This is a genomic window from Streptomyces sp. NPDC047061, assembly GCF_040643955.1.
Classification (GTDB): Bacteria; Actinomycetota; Actinomycetes; order Streptomycetales; family Streptomycetaceae; genus Streptomyces.
The window spans coordinates 457618-474175 of the sequence record NZ_JBEYVI010000001.1 but is presented as its reverse complement, the minus strand read 5'-3'; the positions used below and the strand labels follow the sequence as shown (position 1 = coordinate 474175).

Here is a 16558-nt window from a genome sequence, read left to right as displayed (position 1 = left end):
GGAGAGGACGAACATGGCTCAACGACGAGCATTCCTCCGGAGAACGACACTCGCGACGGCCCTGGCGCTGCTGGCACCGCTCTCCCTGGGCGCCTGCGGGTCGAGCGCCGGATCGTCCGGCGGCGCCGACACGCTGCGGGTGATGGACTACTACACCGACCAGCCCGACAGGGGGATCTACGCGAAGGTCCTGGACGCGTGCGGGCGGCAGAACGGGGTGAAGATCGAGCGGGAGGCCGTGGCCGGCCCCGCCCTGATACCCAAGGTGCTGCAACAGGCCTCCTCGCGGACCCTGCCCGACGTCCTGATGCTCGACAACCCCGACCTGCAGCAGATCGCCGCCGGCAGCGCCCTCGCCCCGATCGGCGACTTCGGCCTGTCGGCGGACGGATACGCCAAGGGCGTGGTGGACGCCTCGACCTACCAGGGCAAGCTCTACGGCCTGCAGCCGGTCACCAACACGATCGGTCTCTTCTACAACAAGGACATGCTCGACAAGGCGGGGATCGAGCCGCCCACCACCTGGGCGGAGCTCAAGTCGGCCGCGAAGAAGCTCACTTCGGGCAGGAGATACGGCATCGCCTTCGCCGCACCGGCCACCTACGAGGGCACCTGGCAGTTCCTGCCCTTCATGTGGTCCAACGGCGGCGACGAGAAGGACATCGCCACACCCGAGGTCGCGCAGGCCCTTCAGCTGTGGGTGGACCTGGTCGGGAGCGGATCCGCGTCGAAGTCGGTGGTCAACTGGAGCCAGGCCGACGTCGACGACCAGTTCGCGGCGGGCAACGCGGCCATGATGGTCAACGGCCCCTGGCAGTTCCCGGTCCTGGACAAGGACAAGAGCCTGCACTACGGCGTCGTGCAGATCCCGGTGCCCGAGACCGGCGACACCCCGGTCGTCCCGCTGGGCGGCGAGACCTGGACCATCCCGCAGACCGGCAACGCACAGCGCCAGGCCAAGGCGGCCAAGGTCGTCGCCTGCCTCAACTCCGACGAGAACCAACTGGCGCTCGCCGAGCAGCGCCAGACCGTGCCGACGAAGACCGCGCTGATGGACAAGTTCGCCGCGGAACAGCCCAGGATGCGGGCGTTCACCGAGCAGGTGCGCAACGCCCGTGCCCGCACAGGTGAGTTGGGCAAGGACTGGCCGAAGGCCGCCACCAGGATCTACACCGCGATGCAGACCGCGCTCACCCGGGGGGCGACCCCGGCGAAGGCACTGAAGCAGGCCCAGGATGGCTGACGTGCTGCGGCGGGCGGCGGGGGCCGTGGACGGTCCCGGCGCCGGTGCCCCCTCGGACAGGAGGACCGGCGGACTCGGAAGACTCGGCAGACGCGGCCGGCGGCACCAGTCCCACCTGCTGTTCCTGCTTCCCGCCCTGGCCTACATGGTCGCCTTCTTCGGCTACCCGGTGGTGAAGAACGTCGTCATGGGGTTCCAGCACTACACCACGGCCACCTTCTACTCCGGACGGGCGCCCTGGGCCGGGCTCGCCAACTACCGGGCCGTCGTGTCCTCCTCCGTGTTCGACAAGGCGCTCCTCAACACGGCGCTGTTCACCGTGGGTTCGATCGCCGGGCAGTTCCTCACCGGTCTGGCGGTCGCCGTGTTCTTCCGCCGCAGGTTCCCGCTGAACGGCGTGCTGCGGTCCCTGCTCCTGCTGCCGTGGCTGGTGCCGCTGATCGTCTCCAGCACGGTGTGGCGCTGGATCCTCGACCAGGACAACGGGGTACTCAACCGGTTCCTCGGTGACCTGCACCTCGTGCAGGACCGTCCCGGGTGGCTGACCAGCACCTCGCTGGCGCTGATCGCGGTGATCGGCGTCAACATCTGGATCGGGATCCCCTTCAACGTCGCGATCCTCTACGGCGGACTCCAGGACATCCCCGAGGAGTTGTACGAGGCGGCGGCCCTCGACGGCGCGACGGGGTGGCGGGCGTTCCGGTACGTGACCTGGCCGCTGCTGCGCCCCGTGGTCGCCGTGGTGCTCGTGCTCGGCGTCGTCTACACGGTCAAGGTGCTCGACGTCATCCTGGGGCTCACGGGCGGCGGTCCGGCGAACGCGACGCAGACCATCGCCAGCCAGTCCTACCAACTGTCCTTCCAGCAGTTCGACTTCGGGCAGGGCGCCGCGCTCGGCAACATTCTCATCGCCGTCTCGCTGGTCTTCGCCGTCCTCTACCTGCGCGCGAACCGACGCGCCGTCGAGCTGTGAGGCCGTCATGACACCGATCACGCACACCGCTGTCACCGCTGTCACCGCTGTCCGACCGGTGACGCACCCACCCGTCCACGGGCGGCGCTCCCGGCGGCCGTGGGGGTACACCGCGGTCGGGGCGCTGATCCTGGCCGTGATGCTGTTCCCGGTCTACTGGATGGTCAACGTCTCCCTGCAGCCGGGCAACGCCGCCGTGGGCACCTCCTGGTTCCCCACCCGCCCGGACCTCGACGGCTACGCCACCGCGCTGAGCCAGCAAGGGCCCAACCTCCTGACCAGCCTGATCGTGGCAGTGGGGAGCGTGGCGTTCAGCCTGGCCGTCGCGAGCCCGGCCGCGTACGCGCTCGCCCACGTCCACGCGCGCTGGGTCGGCCCGGCGCTGCTCGGGATCCTGGTCAGCCAGATGGTCCCCGGCATCGTCGTGGCCAACGCCCTCTACAGCGCCTACAACGACCTCGGCCTGCTCAACTCGATCCCCGGCCTGATCCTGGCCGACTCCACGGCGGGCGTCCCCTTCGCGATCCTGATCCTGCGGGCCTTCATGGGCAACATCCCGCCCTCGGTGATCGAGGCGGCCCGGGTGGACGGGGCGGGCCGGCTGCGGGCGTTCGTCTCGATCGTCCTGCCGATGAGCAGGAACGCCCTCATCACGGCGGGGCTGTTCACGTTCCTGTTCACCTGGAGCGACTTCCTCTTCGCGCTGACCCTGACCACGACCGAGGACGTCCGCCCCGTCACGCTCGGCCTCTACCAGTACCTCGGCGCCCATGTGAGCGACTGGAACGCGGTGATGGCCACCGCGACCCTCGCCTCCGTCCCGGCCCTCGTCCTGCTCCTCGTGGCACAGCGCCACATCGCCACCGGCGTGACCGGTGGAGCCGTCAAATGACCTGCCCCTCGGGCGACTTCGAAGAAAGGCAGCACACCACTGTGACCACGCCCTCCGCACCGCCCTCGTCCCCGTCCCCGCTCCAGGTGACCGTGTGGGGCGAGAACCGCCACGAGAAGCTCGAGGAGCACGTGGCCAGGATCTATCCGCAGGGCATGCACACGACGATCGCGGAGGGCATCAGGGAGAACCTCGGTGACGCCTGCACCGTGCGCACCGCGACGCTGGACGACCCCGAACACGGCATGACCGAGGAGGTGCTCGCCGGCACCGACGTCCTCACCTGGTGGGGACACGCCGCCCACGCCGAGGTGTCCGACGAGGTCGTGGAACGGGTGCACCGGCACGTGCTGTCGGGCATGGGGCTGGTGGTACTGCACTCCGGCCACTGGTCGAAGATCTTCGTGAGACTCATGGGCACCAGCTGCACCCTGCGCTGGCGCAACGAGCACGATCGCGAGCTGGTGTGGACGGTCGATCCCACCCACCCGATCGCCCGCGGAGTGCCCCATCCGATCGTCGTCGAAGAGGACGAGATGTACGGGGAGTTCTTCGACATCCCCGCCCCGGACGAGCTGGTCTTCGTCAGCTCGTTCACGGGCGGCGAGGTGATCCGCGGCGGCTGCACCTTCCGCCGCGGCCACGGCAGGATCTTCTACTTCAGCCCCGGCGACCAGGACTACCCGGTCTACCACCACAAGGACATCCGCCGGGTGATCGCCAACGGCGTCCAGTGGGCGCGTACGGACCGGCCCGAGCGCGGCCACCCGGAGCTGCTGCGCTACGACACCGACGACTTCTTCAACGGCACGTCCTACTCGGGGCCGCTGCGATGACCCACCGAACCCACCGAATCATCGGTTGCGGGCCGGAGAACCCCCTGCGCGTCGTGGTGGTCGGCGCCGGCTCCATGGGCCGGCAGTGGCTGACCACCGTCACCGCCTCGCCCGAGACCGAGCTCGTCGGCATCGTCGACCTCGACCTGGCCGCCGCCCGGCGGGCCGCGGCGGACCTCGGCCGGCCCGGCCTCCCGGTCGGCTCCGACGCGGTCGCGCTCGCGGCCGGCAACGGTGCCCAGGCGGTCGTCAACGTGACGGTTCCGGAGGCGCACCACCCCGTCACCACCGCCGCGTTGTTCGCCGGGCTGCCGGTCCTCGGCGAGAAGCCGATCGCCGACACCCTGGCCCGCGCCCTGTCCCTGGCCGCCGCGGCCGAGGTGAGCGGCGAACTGTTCATGGTGAGCCAGTCCCGGCGCTGGAACCCCCAGCTGTTCGCCCTGCGCGGGATGCTCCGGGAACTCGGTGCGATCGGCACCCTGACGACCGAGTTCTTCAAGGCCCCGCGCTTCGGCGGTTTCCGCGAGGAGATGGCCTTCCCGCTGCTGGTCGACATGGCGATCCACGCCTTCGACGCGGCCCGTTTCCTGCTCGGCGCGGATCCGGTCGCCGCCTACTGCCAGGCGTACAACCCGTCGTGGAGCTGGTACGAGGGCGACGCCGCGGCCAGTGCCGTCTTCGAGATGGCCGGCCGGGCACACTACGCGTACAACGGCAGCTGGTGCAGTCCGGGCGCCGAGACGTCGTGGAACGGGACCTGGCGGGCGAGCGGCGAGAAGGGCTCGGCGCTGTGGGACGGCGACAACGAGCCCGTGCTCGTCGCCGACGTACAACCCGCCGAGCTCCCCCGCTCCCCGTACTCCGACATCGCCGGAGCGCTCCAGGTCTTCGTCGAGTCGCTGCGGACCGGCGGCGTACCCATGGGCGAGGTGCACGAGAACGCCATGAGCCTGGCGATGGTCGAGGCCGCGGTGCTGTCGGCCCGGACCGGACGGCGGGTGCTCGTCGACGACGTGCTCGACCAGGCGTACGCGGCGGCTCTGCGCGACGAGAACCGCCCGGACGTACGTGCCGCCCTCGCCGGCTGGCCGTCGGTCCGCGACGCCCTCGTCCCGTAGCGCCGTCGCTCCCCCACACCCTGTCGAACCCACCGAGACGGAGACCCCGTGCCCCGCCCTTCTCCCGCTCCTGTTCCCGGCCGCCCCCGCCTCGGGGTGGCGATGATCGGTCACTCGTTCATGGGAGCCGTGCACTCCCAGGCCTGGCGCACCGCTCCCCGGATGTTCGAGCTGCCCTTCGACGTCGACATGACCGTCGTCTGCGGCCGTGACCCGGAACGTACGGCCCGGGCGGCCGAGCGGCTGGGGTGGGGCGACTGGGCGGACGACTGGCAGCAGGTGGTACGGCGTGCCGACGTGGACGTCGTCGACATCTGCACCCCCGGCGACTCCCACGCCGACATCGCGATCGCCGCTCTGGCCGCCGGCAAGCACGTGCTGTGCGAGAAGCCCCTCGCCAACACGGCCGACGAGGCCGAACGCATGGCCGCCGCCGCGCGGGTCGCCGCCGAGACCGGCGTCCGGTCGATGGTCGGCTTCAACTACCGGCGGGTGCCGGCGCTGGCGCACGCCGCATGGCTGGTCGCCGAGGGCGTGATCGGCGAGGTGCGGCACGTCAGGGCCCAGTACCTGCAGGACTGGATCGTCGACCCGGAGTTCCCGCTGGTGTGGCGGCTGCGCCGGGAACGGGCCGGCTCCGGCGCGCTGGGGGACCTCGGGTCGCACCTGGTCGACCTGCTCCAGCACCTGACCGGAGAGCGGCTCACCGGGGTGTCGGCGACGCAGGCGACGTTCGTCACCGAGCGACCGCTGCCGGAAGAGTCCAGCGGGCTGGCGGCGCGGGCCGGGACGCGGCGCGGGCAGGTGACCGTCGACGACGCGACCGCGTTCACCGGCCGGCTGGAAGGAGGCGGACTCGTCGTGGTCGAGGCGACGCGTTTCGCCACCGGGCGCAAGAACGCGGTGCGGATCGAGGTGAACGGATCACGGGGATCGCTCGCCTTCGACTTCGAGTCGATGAACGAGCTCCACCTGTACGACGCGGCCGACCCGGAGACGGAGGCGGGGTTCCGCCGGATCCTGGAGACCGAGCCCGAACACCCGTACCTGAGCGCCTGGTGGCCGCCCGGTCACGGGCTGGGCTACGAGCACGCGTTCGTCCACCAGGTCCACGACTTCCTGACAGCGCTGGCGGACGACGCAAGCGACCTGCGCCCCTCGTTCGCCGACGGCCTGCAGGTCCAGTACGTCCTGGAGGCCGTCGAACGCAGCGCCGCGGACGCCTCCCGCTGGACGAGCATCGGCTGACCCCTGGGGGCTCGCCCCGAGCCGACGCCCTTGTCCGGGTCGCCGGTATTCGCCTAGCCTGAGTTTGTGCCGCTAATAAACAAACTCCGGTCGCACACCGCCGTGCCCGGAAACGCCCTCACCCGACTCCGTATCGCCCTGACCGTCTTCTTCGCCATGGACGGCTTCGTCTTCGCCGGATGGGTCGTCCGCATCCCGGCCATCAAGGAACAGACCGGCGCCTCGGCCAGCTCCCTGGGACTCGCCCTGCTCGGTGTGTCGGCCGGAGCCGTGATCACGATGATGTTCACCGGACGGCTGTGCCGCCGGTACGGCGCCCACCCCGTGACCGTCGTCTGCGCCGTCCTGCTCTCCCTGAGCGTCGCCCTGCCTCCGCTCACCCACTCGGTCCTGGCCCTCGGCGCCGTACTGCTGGTGTTCGGCGGCGCCTACGGCTCCATCAACGTGGCCTTCAACAGCGCCGCGGTCGACCTGGTGCGGGCCCTGCGCCGCCCGGTCATGCCCAGCTTCCACGCCGCGTTCAGCCTGGGCGGTATGACCGGCGCCGGCCTGGGTTCACTGATCGCCGGGGTGCTGACCCCCACGCAGCACCTGCTCTGCCTCACCGTGACCGGCCTGGCGGTCACCTTCTTCGCGGGCCGCACCCTGCTCCGCACTCCCCCTCCCGCCACGCCCGAGGACGACGCACCGCGGGCGGCATCCGCACCGCACCGCCCGGCGCCCCGCACCCGCCTGCTCGTCGTCACGTTCGGTCTGATCGCCCTGTGCACGGCCTACGGCGAGGGGGCCATGGCCGACTGGAGCGCCCTGCACCTGGAGCAGGACCTCGGCGCCGCGCCCGGTGCGGCCGCCATCGGCTACTCCTGCTTCGCCCTCGCCATGACCGTCGGCCGGCTCAGCGGCACCAGGCTGCTGGAGGTCCTGGGGCAGACCCGGACCCTGGTGTTCGGCGGCGCGACCGCCGCGATCGGGATGCTGTTCGGCGCACTCGCCCCGGCCCTGTGGGCGGCCCTCCTCGGATTCGCGATCACGGGACTCGGCCTCGCCAACCTCTTCCCCGTCGCCGTCGAACGCGCGGGCAGGCTGGCCGGCCCCGACGGGGTCGCCATCGCCTCCACCTTCGGCTACGGCGGCATGCTCCTGGGACCACCCGCCATCGGTTTCATGGCGGACTGGTTCTCCCTCCCCACCGCCCTCACCTCCGTCGCCGTCCTCGCCGCCACGGCCGCGGCGATCGCGCTCCTGACCCGGCGCACGGCAGGCCACTGACCGAAGCCTCCCGCGTCCGGCCTGCCGAACCCGCGCTCCGGCCTCAGCCGGACGGCGGGAACGCGTCGACGGCCCGCAGGATGTCGCGGCGAGTCACATCACAGTGCGTGACCATGCGCACGGCGGCGGCCGCGGGCACGGCGAGGACTCCCCGGGCGGCGAGCACCTGGACAGTGGCGGGCGGGTCGTCGACCGGCACCATGACGATGTTGGTCTGCGGTGCGACCGCCTTCCACCCCCGCTCGGCGAGCCCGGCCGCGAGCAGCCGGGCGTGGTCGTGGTCGGTGGCGAGTCGGTCCACGCGTTCCAGGGCCACCAGACCGGCGGCGGCGAGCACTCCGCCCTGCCGGACACCGCCGCCGAGCATCTTGCGGACCCGGCGTGCCTCCCGCACGAACTCCGTGTCACCCGCCAGCACCGAGCCCACCGGTGCGCCGAGTCCCTTGCTCAGGCAGACCTGCGCGGTGTCGGCACCCGCGACCAGGTCGGCCGGCCGCACGCCCAGGGCGACCGCGGCGTTCCACAGCCGGGCGCCGTCGAGGTGCACCGACAGGCCGGCCTCGTGGGCGGCGTCGGTCAGCCCGCGGTGCTGCTCGGGTGTGGTGACCGTGCCGCCCGCCGCGTTGTGGGTGTTCTCCAGGCACAGCAGCCGGTCCCGCAGCGTGAAGTAGGGTCCGCCGCGGGTGACGGTCCGGCCGATGTCGGACGGGCTGGGCACGCCGGGGCCGGCCGTCCAGGGCAGCGGGCGGGGCATGCCTCCGGCCAGCCAGGCGGCCGTGCCGAGCTCCATGTCGAGGATGTGCGCGCGGTCCGGGGCGAGGAAACGGTCGCCGCGGTCGAGGTGGACGAACAGTGCGATCAGGTTGCCCATCGAGCCGCTGGGCACCCACAGCGCGGCCTCGGTGCCGAGCAGTGCGGCGACCTTCGTCTCCAGCGCCCGCATGGTGGGGTCGCCGTCCAGGACGTCGTCGCCGACCTCGGCGCGGGCCATGGCCTCGCGCATCCGTGCGTCGGGCCGCGTGACGGTGTCGGACCGCAGGTCGACGGGCGGTCCGTCCGCGGGCGCCGTCATGAATGCCTCCGGAAGGAAATGCCGGCCGGTACCGGAGTCCGGCCGCGGCAACTACGGCCAGCAATGACACGTCGTGACGGGACATCAGCAAGGTTGCCGCCAGGCCGAATCGGGACGAGCCCCGGTCAGTCCAGCAGCCCCGGCTCCCGTACCGACTCCAGCACCCCGGCGAGTCTTGCCGTGTCGGCGGCCGTCCACTGCGGTGGACTCGTGATCTCCGCCCAGGCGCTCGTCGGCAGGGTCCCGTACCGGTGGCCGAAGCCGTCCGGGACGCTGTCGGCGCCAGCCAGGTCGCATGCCACCTGCCAGAACGTCAGCAGCGGATACCACTGCATCGCCGGTGAGACGTCCCGGGCCCGCGGCCGGTCCAGCCAGTCCGGCTTGCGGAAGGCGAGGTCGGGCGACCACCAGACGACCGGGTCGGAGCCGTTCTGTAGGTAGACCGCGCGCGGTTCGCCCCAGGGCGCGGCCGGGATGCCGTAGTCGGCCGGCACCTGCGCGAAGCGCACATGTGCCCCGTCGTCGACCACCGGCCGCCATTCGGGGCTGCCCGGCTGCCGCTGGGCGGTGACCGTCTTCCACAGCGGGTTGTCGTAGGTCGGCCCGACGAACAGCGCGCCGCCGGTCTTCGCGACGAGCGTGGACAGCGAGCCGTTCAGCGCGGACTCCATGGAGAAGGAGCCGAGGCTCTCCCCGTAGACGAGGAGCCGGGGGCGGGAGCCGGCGGGGAGCGTCCGCCACTTGGCGTAGACGGCGTCGAAGAGTGCGCGTCCGGTGTCGGCGGCCTCGTCCTCGGTGAGCGCGGAGACCCAGCTGGGGAGGTAGGAGTACTGCATGGCGACCTGAGCGGTGTCGCCGCCCCACATGTACTCCAGGGGATTGCTGCCCTGGCCGTTGATCCAGCCGGTGCCCGTGGTGCCCATTACGGCGAGGACGCTGCAGGAGAAGCCGCCGGTGCGTTCGAGTTCGCGTACGGCGAGGGCGGCGCGTTCGTCGAGGCTGTCGGCGGAGCGCAGGCCGACGTAGACCCGCACCGGATCCACCGCCGGGCGGCCGGTGAAGGCCGCGATGTCGGCGCGCGGCGTGGCCGTGCCGACGAAGTCGCGGCCCTTGGCGCCCAGCGTGTCCCAGGGCGCGGCGGAGTCCGGGCTGCCGGAGAGGGTGGGCAGGCCGGGCCGGTGGACGCCCTTGGCGGTGCCCTGGTCGGCGAGGGAGGCGGCTCTCTCGATCGCGTCCAGTGCCGCGCGCAGCAGGAAGCCCTGGACGACTCCGACGATCACGAACGCGGCGAGGGCGACCCCGGTGGCGTACGCGAAGGGGCGCGGCAGGTGGGCGCCGAACGCGCGGGCGACGACGCGGGTGCCGAGCCGTACCGTACGGCCGGCCAGGAGCAGCAGCGTCCCGACGAGCGCGGCCACCACCGGGACGAGCGCCCACTGCCACCAGAGGATGTGCGGGGGCAGGGTGACCGCCCGGCGGACCTGGCCCTGCCAGCGGACGCTCCAGGCGGTGACGGTGACCACCGCGGCGGCGCCGAGCACGCCCAGGGCGGCCCAGAGGGCACGGCGGACCCGCGGGCGGATGCGGGCGCCGGCCCAGCGGAGCAGCAGCCGGGCGAGGGTCTCCAGTACCCCGCCGACGGCGTAGCCGACCGCGGCCGAGACGCCGGCCGCGAGTCCCTGGAGCCACCAGGCCCGCGGGAGCAGGGACGGGGTGAGGGACAGGCAGTAGCACAGGACCGCCACCACGGTGCCACCCCAGCACGGCCGCCGCCGGACCACCCGGCCGGGGCCCGCGTACCGGCGCACCCGCTCCGCCGCCCGCCGGGTCCATTCCTTCGTACGATTCAGAGCCCTGCCCGCACCACTCACTTGGCCACCTCGGGACCACGATCGGCCACCGCACCCACGGCCGCATCCGGAAGATCCTTCAGGACCGCGCTCCCTTCCGGGAAAAGGTGCAGAGCCTCGCGGGGTGCCCCATCGTGGTGGGCATGGCCCAGGCCCGCGCGACCGAGAACCCCCGCTCCATGCCGCCCGCGGCCGGGCCGACGCCGCCCCCGCGGACCGGCGCCCCGCTGCCGCACGTCCCGGCCGGGCGCTGACACCCCGCCCGGCATGCCGCTCCTCCCCCGGCTCACGCAACCCACCCGGCTCCCGCGGCTCCCCACCCGTACCGCCGTCGCTGCGGTGGTGGCCGTCCTGGTGCTCGCGAATCTGCTGGACAACCGCTGGGCCGGATCCTGGATCCTGCTCACCGCGATCGTCGCCTCGGCCGTCCTGGTGGGGCTGCTGTTCTGGGCCGGGGGCAGCTGGTCGGAGCTGGGGCTGGGCCGGAACACCCTTGTGGACGGAGTGCGTTGGGCGGCGGCCCTGATCGGGATCGTCGCGGCGGTCTATCTGTGCGCGGCCCTGCTGCCGGTCACCCGGGGGCTGTTCGCGGACCAGCGGACGGACGCGCTGAACGGCTCGGAGATCGCCTTCAAGGCGCTGGTCGCGGTGCCCGTGGGGACGGTACTGCTGGAGGAGACGGCCTTCCGCGGGGTGCTGTTCGCGCTGCTGTGCCGCCTGCGCACGGCCACGACGGCGGCGGTCCTCTCCTCCGTGCTCTTCGGCCTCTGGCACATCCTGCCCTCGCTGAACCTCAACAAGGACAAGCCGACGCTGGGTTCGCTCTTCGGGCACTCGGTCGCGGGGGCGGTCCTGGTGGACATCGGCGCCGTGCTGTTCACTGCCGTGGCGGGCTGTCTGCTGTGCTGGCTGCGTGATCGCAGCGGCTCCCTGCTGGCGCCGATGGCCCTGCACTGGGCGGTCAACGCCCTGGGCTACGCGGTGGGGTTCCTGCTGCGCTGACGGCCCTCTCCGCGCCACGTATCCGGCAGACTCACGGCATGGAGACTGCCGAGTTCCTCGAGATCCTCGACCGGGAGGGCCGGTTGCTGGCCGCGGCCGCCCTGGAGGCGGGGCTCGACGCCCCGGTGCCCACCTGCCCCGACTGGCGGGTGCGCGACCTGCTGCGGCACACCGGCACCATCCACCGGTGGGCCGCCGGTGTCGTCGCCGACGCCGAGACCGCGCCCCGCCCGATCCCGGACCCGCCGGGCATCGACGGCACCGAACTGACCGCCTGGTACCGGGACGGCCACCGCCGGCTCGTCGACACCCTCGGCGGCGCACCGCAGGACGTGACGTGCTGGACCTTCCACCCCGCCCCGGTCCCCTCGCCGCTGGCCTTCTGGCTCCGCAGGCAGGCCCACGAGACGACCGTCCACCGGTACGACGCCGAGGCCGCACGGGGCGGTCCGGCGTCCCCGGTCGGCACGGACTTCGCGGTCGACGGCATCGACGAACTGCTGCGCGGCTTCCACGCCCGCACCCGCAGCCGGGTCCGCAGCGAACACCCGCGGGTGCTGCGGGTGCGCACGGTGGACGCGGCCGGGGCATGGACGGTACGGCTGTCGGCGCGACCGCCGGTCACGGAACCCGGTACGCTCCCCGGCGCCACGGCCGAACTCTCCGGTCCCGCCGACCAGTTGTACCTGGCCCTGTGGAACCGGGTGCCGGTGCCCACGGTGACCGGCGACCCGGGACTCGCCGAGCTCTGGCTGACGAACTCCGGTATCTGACTGCCCGGTAGGGCAACCGGCCGGCCGCCCTGACCGGCCGGGCTCAGCCGGATTCGGCGGCCAGCATCCTGGTGAGCACCGCGCGCTGCACCGGCAGCACCTCGCCGTGCAGTGCGCGCCCCTTGCCGGTGAGCACCACCCGCACGCCCCGCCGGTCCTCCGGGCACATGGCCCGCTCGACCAGGCCGTCCTTCTCCAGGCGGGCGATCAGCCGGGACAGCGCGCTCTGGCTGAGGTGCACCCGCTCGGCGATCTCCTGGACACGGAAGCTGCAGGCGCCGTCCGGCGCCGGGCCGTCGGAGAGCAGGTCGAGGACCTCGAAGTCACTGGCGCACAGGCCGTGGCCGTGCAGGACACGGTCGAGCTCGCACTGGGTGCGGGCGTGCAGGGCCAGGATGTCCCGCCATTGCTCCACGAGCGCCTGCTCGGGCTTCGTCGCCGCCATCCGGGCACCGTAGCAGAGAAACCGGATTGTTGCATTGTAATTAAATGCGTTTGCATTCGATGCATGTGCATGTAGTGTCTGGGTCCATGACCTCTCCGCTCACCGCCCCCGCTTCCGAGGGACGCTGGACCCCCCGGCTCTGGGGCACGCTGCTGGTGCTCTGCGCCGCCATGTTCCTGGACGCGTTGGATGTGTCGATGGTCGGCGTCGCCCTGCCGTCGATCGGCTCCGACCTGCATCTCTCCACCTCGACGCTGCAATGGATCGTCAGCGGCTACATCCTGGGCTACGGCGGCCTGCTCCTGCTCGGCGGCCGCACCGCCGACCTGCTCGGCCGGCGCCAGGTGTTCCTCGTGGCCCTCGGCGTCTTCGCGCTCGCCTCGCTCCTCGGCGGGCTGGTCGACTCGGGCCCGCTGCTGATCGCCAGCCGCTTCATCAAGGGACTCAGCGCGGCCTTCACCGCGCCGGCCGGCCTCTCGATCATCACGACCACGTTCCCGGAGGGCCCGCTGCGCAACCGCGCCCTCTCCATCTACACCACCTGCGCCGCCACCGGCTTCTCCATGGGCCTGGTGCTGTCCGGCCTGCTCACCGAGGCCAGCTGGCGCTTCACCATGCTGCTGCCCGCCCCCATCGCCCTGATCGCGCTCCTCGCCGGCCTCAGGCTGCTGCCGCGCAGCTCCCGCGAACGCGACCACAACGGATACGACATCCCCGGCGCGGTCCTCGGCACCGCCTCGATGCTGCTCCTGGTGTTCACCGTCGTGGAGGCCCCGCAGGTCGGCTGGGCGTCGGCCCGCACCCTGCTCTCCTTCCTCGCGGTCGCCGTCCTGCTCACCGTCTTCGTCCGGGTCGAACGCCGCTCCCCCGGCCCGCTCATCCGCCTCGCCGTGCTGCGCTCGGGCAACCAGGTCCGCGCCCAGCTCGGCGCGATCGCCTTCTTCGGCTCGTACGTCGGCTTCCAGTTCCTGACCACCCTCTACATGCAGTCCGTGCTCGGCTGGTCGGCGCTGCACACCGCCCTGGCCTTCCTGCCCGCGGGCGCGCTGGTGGCGGTGTCGTCGACCAAGGTCGGGGCGGTCGTGGACCGCTTCGGCACCCCGCGGCTGATAGCGGCCGGCTTCGCGTTCATGGCCCTCGGCTACGCCCTGTTCCTGCGCGTCGACCTGGACCCGGTCTACGCCGCGGTGATCCTGCCGTCGATGCTGCTGATCGGCGCGGCCTGCGCCCTGGTCTTCCCCTCCCTCAACATCCAGGCCACCAACGGCGTCGACGACCACGAGCAGGGCATGGTCTCCGGGCTCCTCAACACCTCGGTGCAGGTGGGCGGTGCGATCTTCCTGGCGATCGTCACGGCCGTGGTCACCGCGGGCGCACCCGCCCACGCGACCCCGCAGGCGGTGCTCGACAGCTACCGTCCCGGCTTCGTGGTGGTCACGGGTGTGGCCCTCGCCGGACTGCTGATCACGCTCACGGGGCTGCGGGCCCGACGCCCGCAGGAGACCGTCGTGATCGCCAAGTCCACCTCCCTGGAGGCGGAGCGCGTGTCCGCGCGCGACTGAACGGGGACGCCTCCGAACCGTGCGCCCGGCGGGGCCCGTTGCCCGCCGGGCGCACGGCTGTGAGACTGCCGGGATGACGATGTACGGGGGACGGCGAAGTCAGGCCGAGCGGGACGCGGTCACCGTCGAGATCGGATACGCGCTGTGCAGTGCGGTGTTCGCTGCCGTGGTCGTCCTCGGGGCGGTGGCCGGCCCGACGCTGCTGTTCGAGCTGCCCGGCGTGCTGGAGCGCACCCTGCGCGTCGTGGGCGTGGTGCTCGCCGCCGTGGTGTTCCTCGCCCGGGTGGTCAGCGTGCTGGTCCGTTTCCAGCGCCCGGCTCAGCCCAGCCAGCCCGGTCGCACCAGCCCCGACTCGTAGGCCAGGACGACCAGTTGGGCGCGGTCGCGGGCGCCCAGCTTGATCATGGTGCGGCTCACGTGGGTCTTGGCGGTGAGGGGGCTGACGACCAGGCGGCGGGCGATCTCCTCGTTGGACAGGCCGATACCCACCAGGGCCATCACCTCCCGCTCCCGCTCGGTGAGCCGGGCGAGAGCGTCCGCGGCGGCCGGTTCCTTGGAACGGGCCGCGAACTCCGCGATCAGCCGGCGCGTCACCCCCGGCGACAGCAGCGCGTCCCCGGCCACCACCGCCCTGACCGCCCGCACCAGTTCGTCCGGCTCGGTGTCCTTGACCAGGAAGCCGGAGGCGCCGGAACGGATCGCCTCGAAGACGTACTCGTCGAGCTCGAACGTCGTCAGCATGACCACCCTGACGTCCTTCAGCTCCCCCTCCCCGGTGATTCGGCGGGTCGCGGCCAGGCCGTCCAGACGCGGCATGCGGATGTCCATCAGGACGACGTCGGGACGCAGTTCACGCACTTTGTGCACCGCCTCCTCGCCGTCCGCCGCCTCACCGGTCACCTCGACGTCCGGCTGCGCGTCGAGCAACGCCCGGAAACCGGCCCGCACCAGCGACTGGTCATCGGCGAGCAGCACCCGGATCATCGGTCCTCCCGGTCGTGGTTGTCATGCCTGTCGCGGTTGTGGTGCCTGTCGTGCCTGTCGTCCAAGGGCAGTACGGCCAGCACCCGGAAGCCGCCGTCGGCGCACGGCCCCGCCTCGATCGTGCCCCCCAGGGCGGCCGCCCGCTCCCGCATCCCGGCCAGCCCGTTCCCGCTGCCGCCCGCGTCCGCCCCGGTCGCCGGACCGTCGTCGTCGATCCGCAACCGCAGCTCCCCTCCCCCGTGTTCGAGCCGCACGCGCGCGTGCCGCGATCCCGAGTGCCGTACGACGTTGGTGAGGGCCTCCTGCACGATGCGGAAGGCGGCCAGGTCGGCGCCCGGCGGAAGGGCCGGCGGCTTCCCCGTCACGGTCACGGCGAGTCCGGCGCCCGCCGCCTGCTCCACCAGCTCCGGCAGCCGCCCCAGACCGGGTGCCGGCCCTCGCGGCGCGTCGCCCGGGGCACGGAGGGTGTCGAGCACCTGACGCACCTCGCCGAGTGCCTCCTTGCTGGCCGCCTTGATGGTGGTGAGCGCGGCCCTGGCCTGCTCGGGGTCGGAGTCGAGGAGCGCGAGACCCATGCCCGCCTGGACGTTGATGACCGAGATGCTGTGCGCCAGGACGTCGTGCAACTCCCTTGCGATCCGCAGCCGTTCCTCGTCCGCGCGCCGCCGGGCCGCCTGGGCCCGGTCGGCCCGCTCGCGCGCCCACTGCTCGCGCCGCAGCCGGACCAGCTCGGCCACCGCGACGATGATCAGCACCCAGGTGGCGATGATCACCTCCTGGCCGAGGTTCGCCCCCGTGTCGCCCGGCGGCGGCAGCTCGCGGTACAGCCAGAGCGAGATCAGCAGATGCCCGGCCCACAGCATCCCGAGCGCGGTCCAGGCGGCCCGGCGGTGCCCGGCGACGACGGCACTGAAGCAGGCCACGGCGACGGCCGCGAAGACCGGTCCGTACGGGTAGCCGGCACCGAGGTAGACGAGGGCCGACGCGGCCGTGCCGAAGGCCACGAACACCGGGTGCCGGTGCCGCCACAGGAGCAGGGCGCAGGTGGCGAGCAGCAGCAGGCGGGCGTACGGGTCGAGGGGCTCGCGGTGGGGCTGCGCATGGGCCGCGAAGTTCGAGACGACCAGCACGAGGACGGTGAGCAGCACGCTGGAGCGCCACGGCAGGCGGGGGCGACGGGTCCCGAGGCCGGGGCCGGTGGCTTCCGGGTGGTTCCACCACGGGGGGCCGTGGTGCCACCACTGCGCGGGGCCGCGCTCCCGTGCCCGCTGCTCGTCCATGACCGCCACGC

Annotated in this window: 16 protein-coding genes; 11 read left to right on the top strand and 5 right to left on the bottom strand. The window is 72.5% G+C overall.

The window, feature by feature from the left end:
* The first annotated feature begins 13 nt into the window (after positions 1-13).
* The 7 genes from ABZ887_RS02225 (at position 14) to ABZ887_RS02195 (ending at position 7579) form a co-directional block, all read left to right on the top strand.
* On the top strand, positions 14-1243 hold the full coding sequence (locus tag ABZ887_RS02225; protein WP_361281949.1) for a sugar ABC transporter substrate-binding protein: 1230 nt from the start codon (positions 14-16) through the stop codon (positions 1241-1243).
* Positions 1236-2216, top strand: coding sequence for a sugar ABC transporter permease (locus tag ABZ887_RS02220; protein WP_361281947.1), 981 nt, complete (start codon positions 1236-1238; stop codon positions 2214-2216). Before ABZ887_RS02225 ends, ABZ887_RS02220 begins: the two co-directional genes overlap by 8 nt.
* 58 nt (positions 2217-2274) lie before the next feature.
* Positions 2275-3108, top strand: coding sequence for a carbohydrate ABC transporter permease (locus ABZ887_RS02215; protein WP_361281945.1), 834 nt, complete (start codon positions 2275-2277; stop codon positions 3106-3108).
* The gene (locus tag ABZ887_RS02210; protein ID WP_361281943.1) at positions 3105-3944 is read left to right on the top strand and encodes a ThuA domain-containing protein; all 840 of its coding nucleotides are present in this window, start codon (positions 3105-3107) and stop codon (positions 3942-3944) included. Before ABZ887_RS02215 ends, ABZ887_RS02210 begins: the two co-directional genes overlap by 4 nt.
* On the top strand, positions 3941-5062 hold the full coding sequence (locus ABZ887_RS02205) for a Gfo/Idh/MocA family oxidoreductase (RefSeq protein ID WP_361281941.1): 1122 nt from the start codon (positions 3941-3943) through the stop codon (positions 5060-5062). Before ABZ887_RS02210 ends, ABZ887_RS02205 begins: the two co-directional genes overlap by 4 nt.
* 102 nt (positions 5063-5164) lie before the next feature.
* Positions 5165-6310 carry a Gfo/Idh/MocA family oxidoreductase gene (locus tag ABZ887_RS02200; protein WP_361282430.1) on the top strand — a complete coding sequence of 382 codons (1146 nt, stop codon included), beginning with the start codon at positions 5165-5167 and terminating at the stop codon, positions 6308-6310.
* A 102-nt stretch (positions 6311-6412) separates the two neighbouring features.
* Positions 6413-7579 (top strand): MFS transporter, encoded by a 1167-nt coding sequence (locus ABZ887_RS02195; RefSeq protein WP_361281939.1) that lies wholly within the window; start codon positions 6413-6415, stop codon positions 7577-7579.
* Between the two features lie 43 nt (positions 7580-7622).
* On the opposite strand, the gene ABZ887_RS02190 is transcribed toward ABZ887_RS02195, so the two are convergent.
* Both ABZ887_RS02190 and ABZ887_RS02185 read right to left on the bottom strand, forming a co-directional pair.
* Positions 7623-8651, bottom strand: a complete 1029-nt coding sequence (locus ABZ887_RS02190) for a GntG family PLP-dependent aldolase (protein WP_361281937.1) — start codon at positions 8649-8651, stop codon at positions 7623-7625.
* A gap of 125 nt (positions 8652-8776) precedes the next feature.
* Complete coding sequence (locus ABZ887_RS02185; protein WP_361281935.1) at positions 8777-10522, bottom strand: alpha/beta-hydrolase family protein; 1746 nt, start codon at positions 10520-10522, stop codon at positions 8777-8779.
* A gap of 246 nt (positions 10523-10768) precedes the next feature.
* Here ABZ887_RS02185 and ABZ887_RS02180 point away from each other — a divergent pair, with 246 nt between their 5' ends.
* Positions 10769-11503 (top strand): CPBP family intramembrane glutamic endopeptidase, encoded by a 735-nt coding sequence (locus ABZ887_RS02180; RefSeq protein ID WP_361281933.1) that lies wholly within the window; start codon positions 10769-10771, stop codon positions 11501-11503.
* A gap of 38 nt (positions 11504-11541) precedes the next feature.
* Positions 11542-12276 (top strand): maleylpyruvate isomerase family mycothiol-dependent enzyme, encoded by a 735-nt coding sequence (locus tag ABZ887_RS02175; RefSeq protein ID WP_361281931.1) that lies wholly within the window; start codon positions 11542-11544, stop codon positions 12274-12276.
* A 43-nt stretch (positions 12277-12319) separates the two neighbouring features.
* Here ABZ887_RS02175 and ABZ887_RS02170 read toward each other — a convergent pair whose 3' ends face one another.
* Entirely contained in the window at positions 12320-12721 is a 402-nt protein-coding gene (locus tag ABZ887_RS02170; protein ID WP_361281929.1) for a MarR family transcriptional regulator, read from the bottom strand.
* An 86-nt stretch (positions 12722-12807) separates the two neighbouring features.
* On the opposite strand from ABZ887_RS02170, the gene ABZ887_RS02165 reads away from it, so the two are divergent.
* A complete protein-coding gene (locus tag ABZ887_RS02165; protein WP_361281927.1) occupies positions 12808-14283 on the top strand; it encodes an MFS transporter in 1476 nt (491 codons plus the stop codon).
* Positions 14284-14356: 73 nt separating this feature from the next.
* Positions 14357-14641, top strand: a complete 285-nt coding sequence (locus tag ABZ887_RS02160; RefSeq protein WP_361281925.1) for a DUF6332 family protein — start codon at positions 14357-14359, stop codon at positions 14639-14641.
* On the opposite strand, the gene ABZ887_RS02155 is transcribed toward ABZ887_RS02160, so the two are convergent.
* Positions 14602-15267: a response regulator transcription factor gene (locus ABZ887_RS02155; protein WP_361281923.1), complete on the bottom strand. Its 666-nt coding sequence runs from the start codon at positions 15265-15267 to the stop codon at positions 14602-14604. The genes ABZ887_RS02160 and ABZ887_RS02155 overlap by 40 nt on opposite strands.
* A complete protein-coding gene (locus tag ABZ887_RS02150; protein ID WP_361281921.1) occupies positions 15264-16547 on the bottom strand; it encodes a sensor histidine kinase in 1284 nt (427 codons plus the stop codon). The genes ABZ887_RS02155 and ABZ887_RS02150 overlap by 4 nt, the downstream gene beginning before the upstream one ends.
* Positions 16548-16558 lie beyond the last annotated feature (11 nt).

Excerpts from the sequence above, each read along its gene's own strand:
- ABZ887_RS02225 (WP_361281949.1), top strand. The coding sequence starts at position 14 with ATGGCTCAACGACGAGCATTCCTCCGGAGAACGACACTCGCGACGGCC.
- ABZ887_RS02220 (WP_361281947.1), top strand. The coding sequence starts at position 1,236 with ATGGCTGACGTGCTGCGGCGGGCGGCGGGGGCCGTGGACGGTCCCGGC.
- ABZ887_RS02210 (WP_361281943.1), top strand. The coding sequence starts at position 3,105 with ATGACCTGCCCCTCGGGCGACTTCGAAGAAAGGCAGCACACCACTGTG.
- ABZ887_RS02205 (WP_361281941.1), top strand. The coding sequence starts at position 3,941 with ATGACCCACCGAACCCACCGAATCATCGGTTGCGGGCCGGAGAACCCC.
- ABZ887_RS02200 (WP_361282430.1), top strand. The coding sequence starts at position 5,165 with ATGATCGGTCACTCGTTCATGGGAGCCGTGCACTCCCAGGCCTGGCGC.
- ABZ887_RS02190 (WP_361281937.1), bottom strand. The coding sequence starts at position 8,651 with ATGACGGCGCCCGCGGACGGACCGCCCGTCGACCTGCGGTCCGACACC.
- ABZ887_RS02180 (WP_361281933.1), top strand. The coding sequence starts at position 10,769 with ATGCCGCTCCTCCCCCGGCTCACGCAACCCACCCGGCTCCCGCGGCTC.
- ABZ887_RS02175 (WP_361281931.1), top strand. The coding sequence starts at position 11,542 with ATGGAGACTGCCGAGTTCCTCGAGATCCTCGACCGGGAGGGCCGGTTG.
- ABZ887_RS02170 (WP_361281929.1), bottom strand. The coding sequence starts at position 12,721 with ATGGCGGCGACGAAGCCCGAGCAGGCGCTCGTGGAGCAATGGCGGGAC.
- ABZ887_RS02165 (WP_361281927.1), top strand. The coding sequence starts at position 12,808 with ATGACCTCTCCGCTCACCGCCCCCGCTTCCGAGGGACGCTGGACCCCC.
- ABZ887_RS02160 (WP_361281925.1), top strand. The coding sequence starts at position 14,357 with ATGACGATGTACGGGGGACGGCGAAGTCAGGCCGAGCGGGACGCGGTC.
- ABZ887_RS02155 (WP_361281923.1), bottom strand. The coding sequence starts at position 15,267 with ATGATCCGGGTGCTGCTCGCCGATGACCAGTCGCTGGTGCGGGCCGGT.
- ABZ887_RS02150 (WP_361281921.1), bottom strand. The coding sequence starts at position 16,547 with ATGGACGAGCAGCGGGCACGGGAGCGCGGCCCCGCGCAGTGGTGGCAC.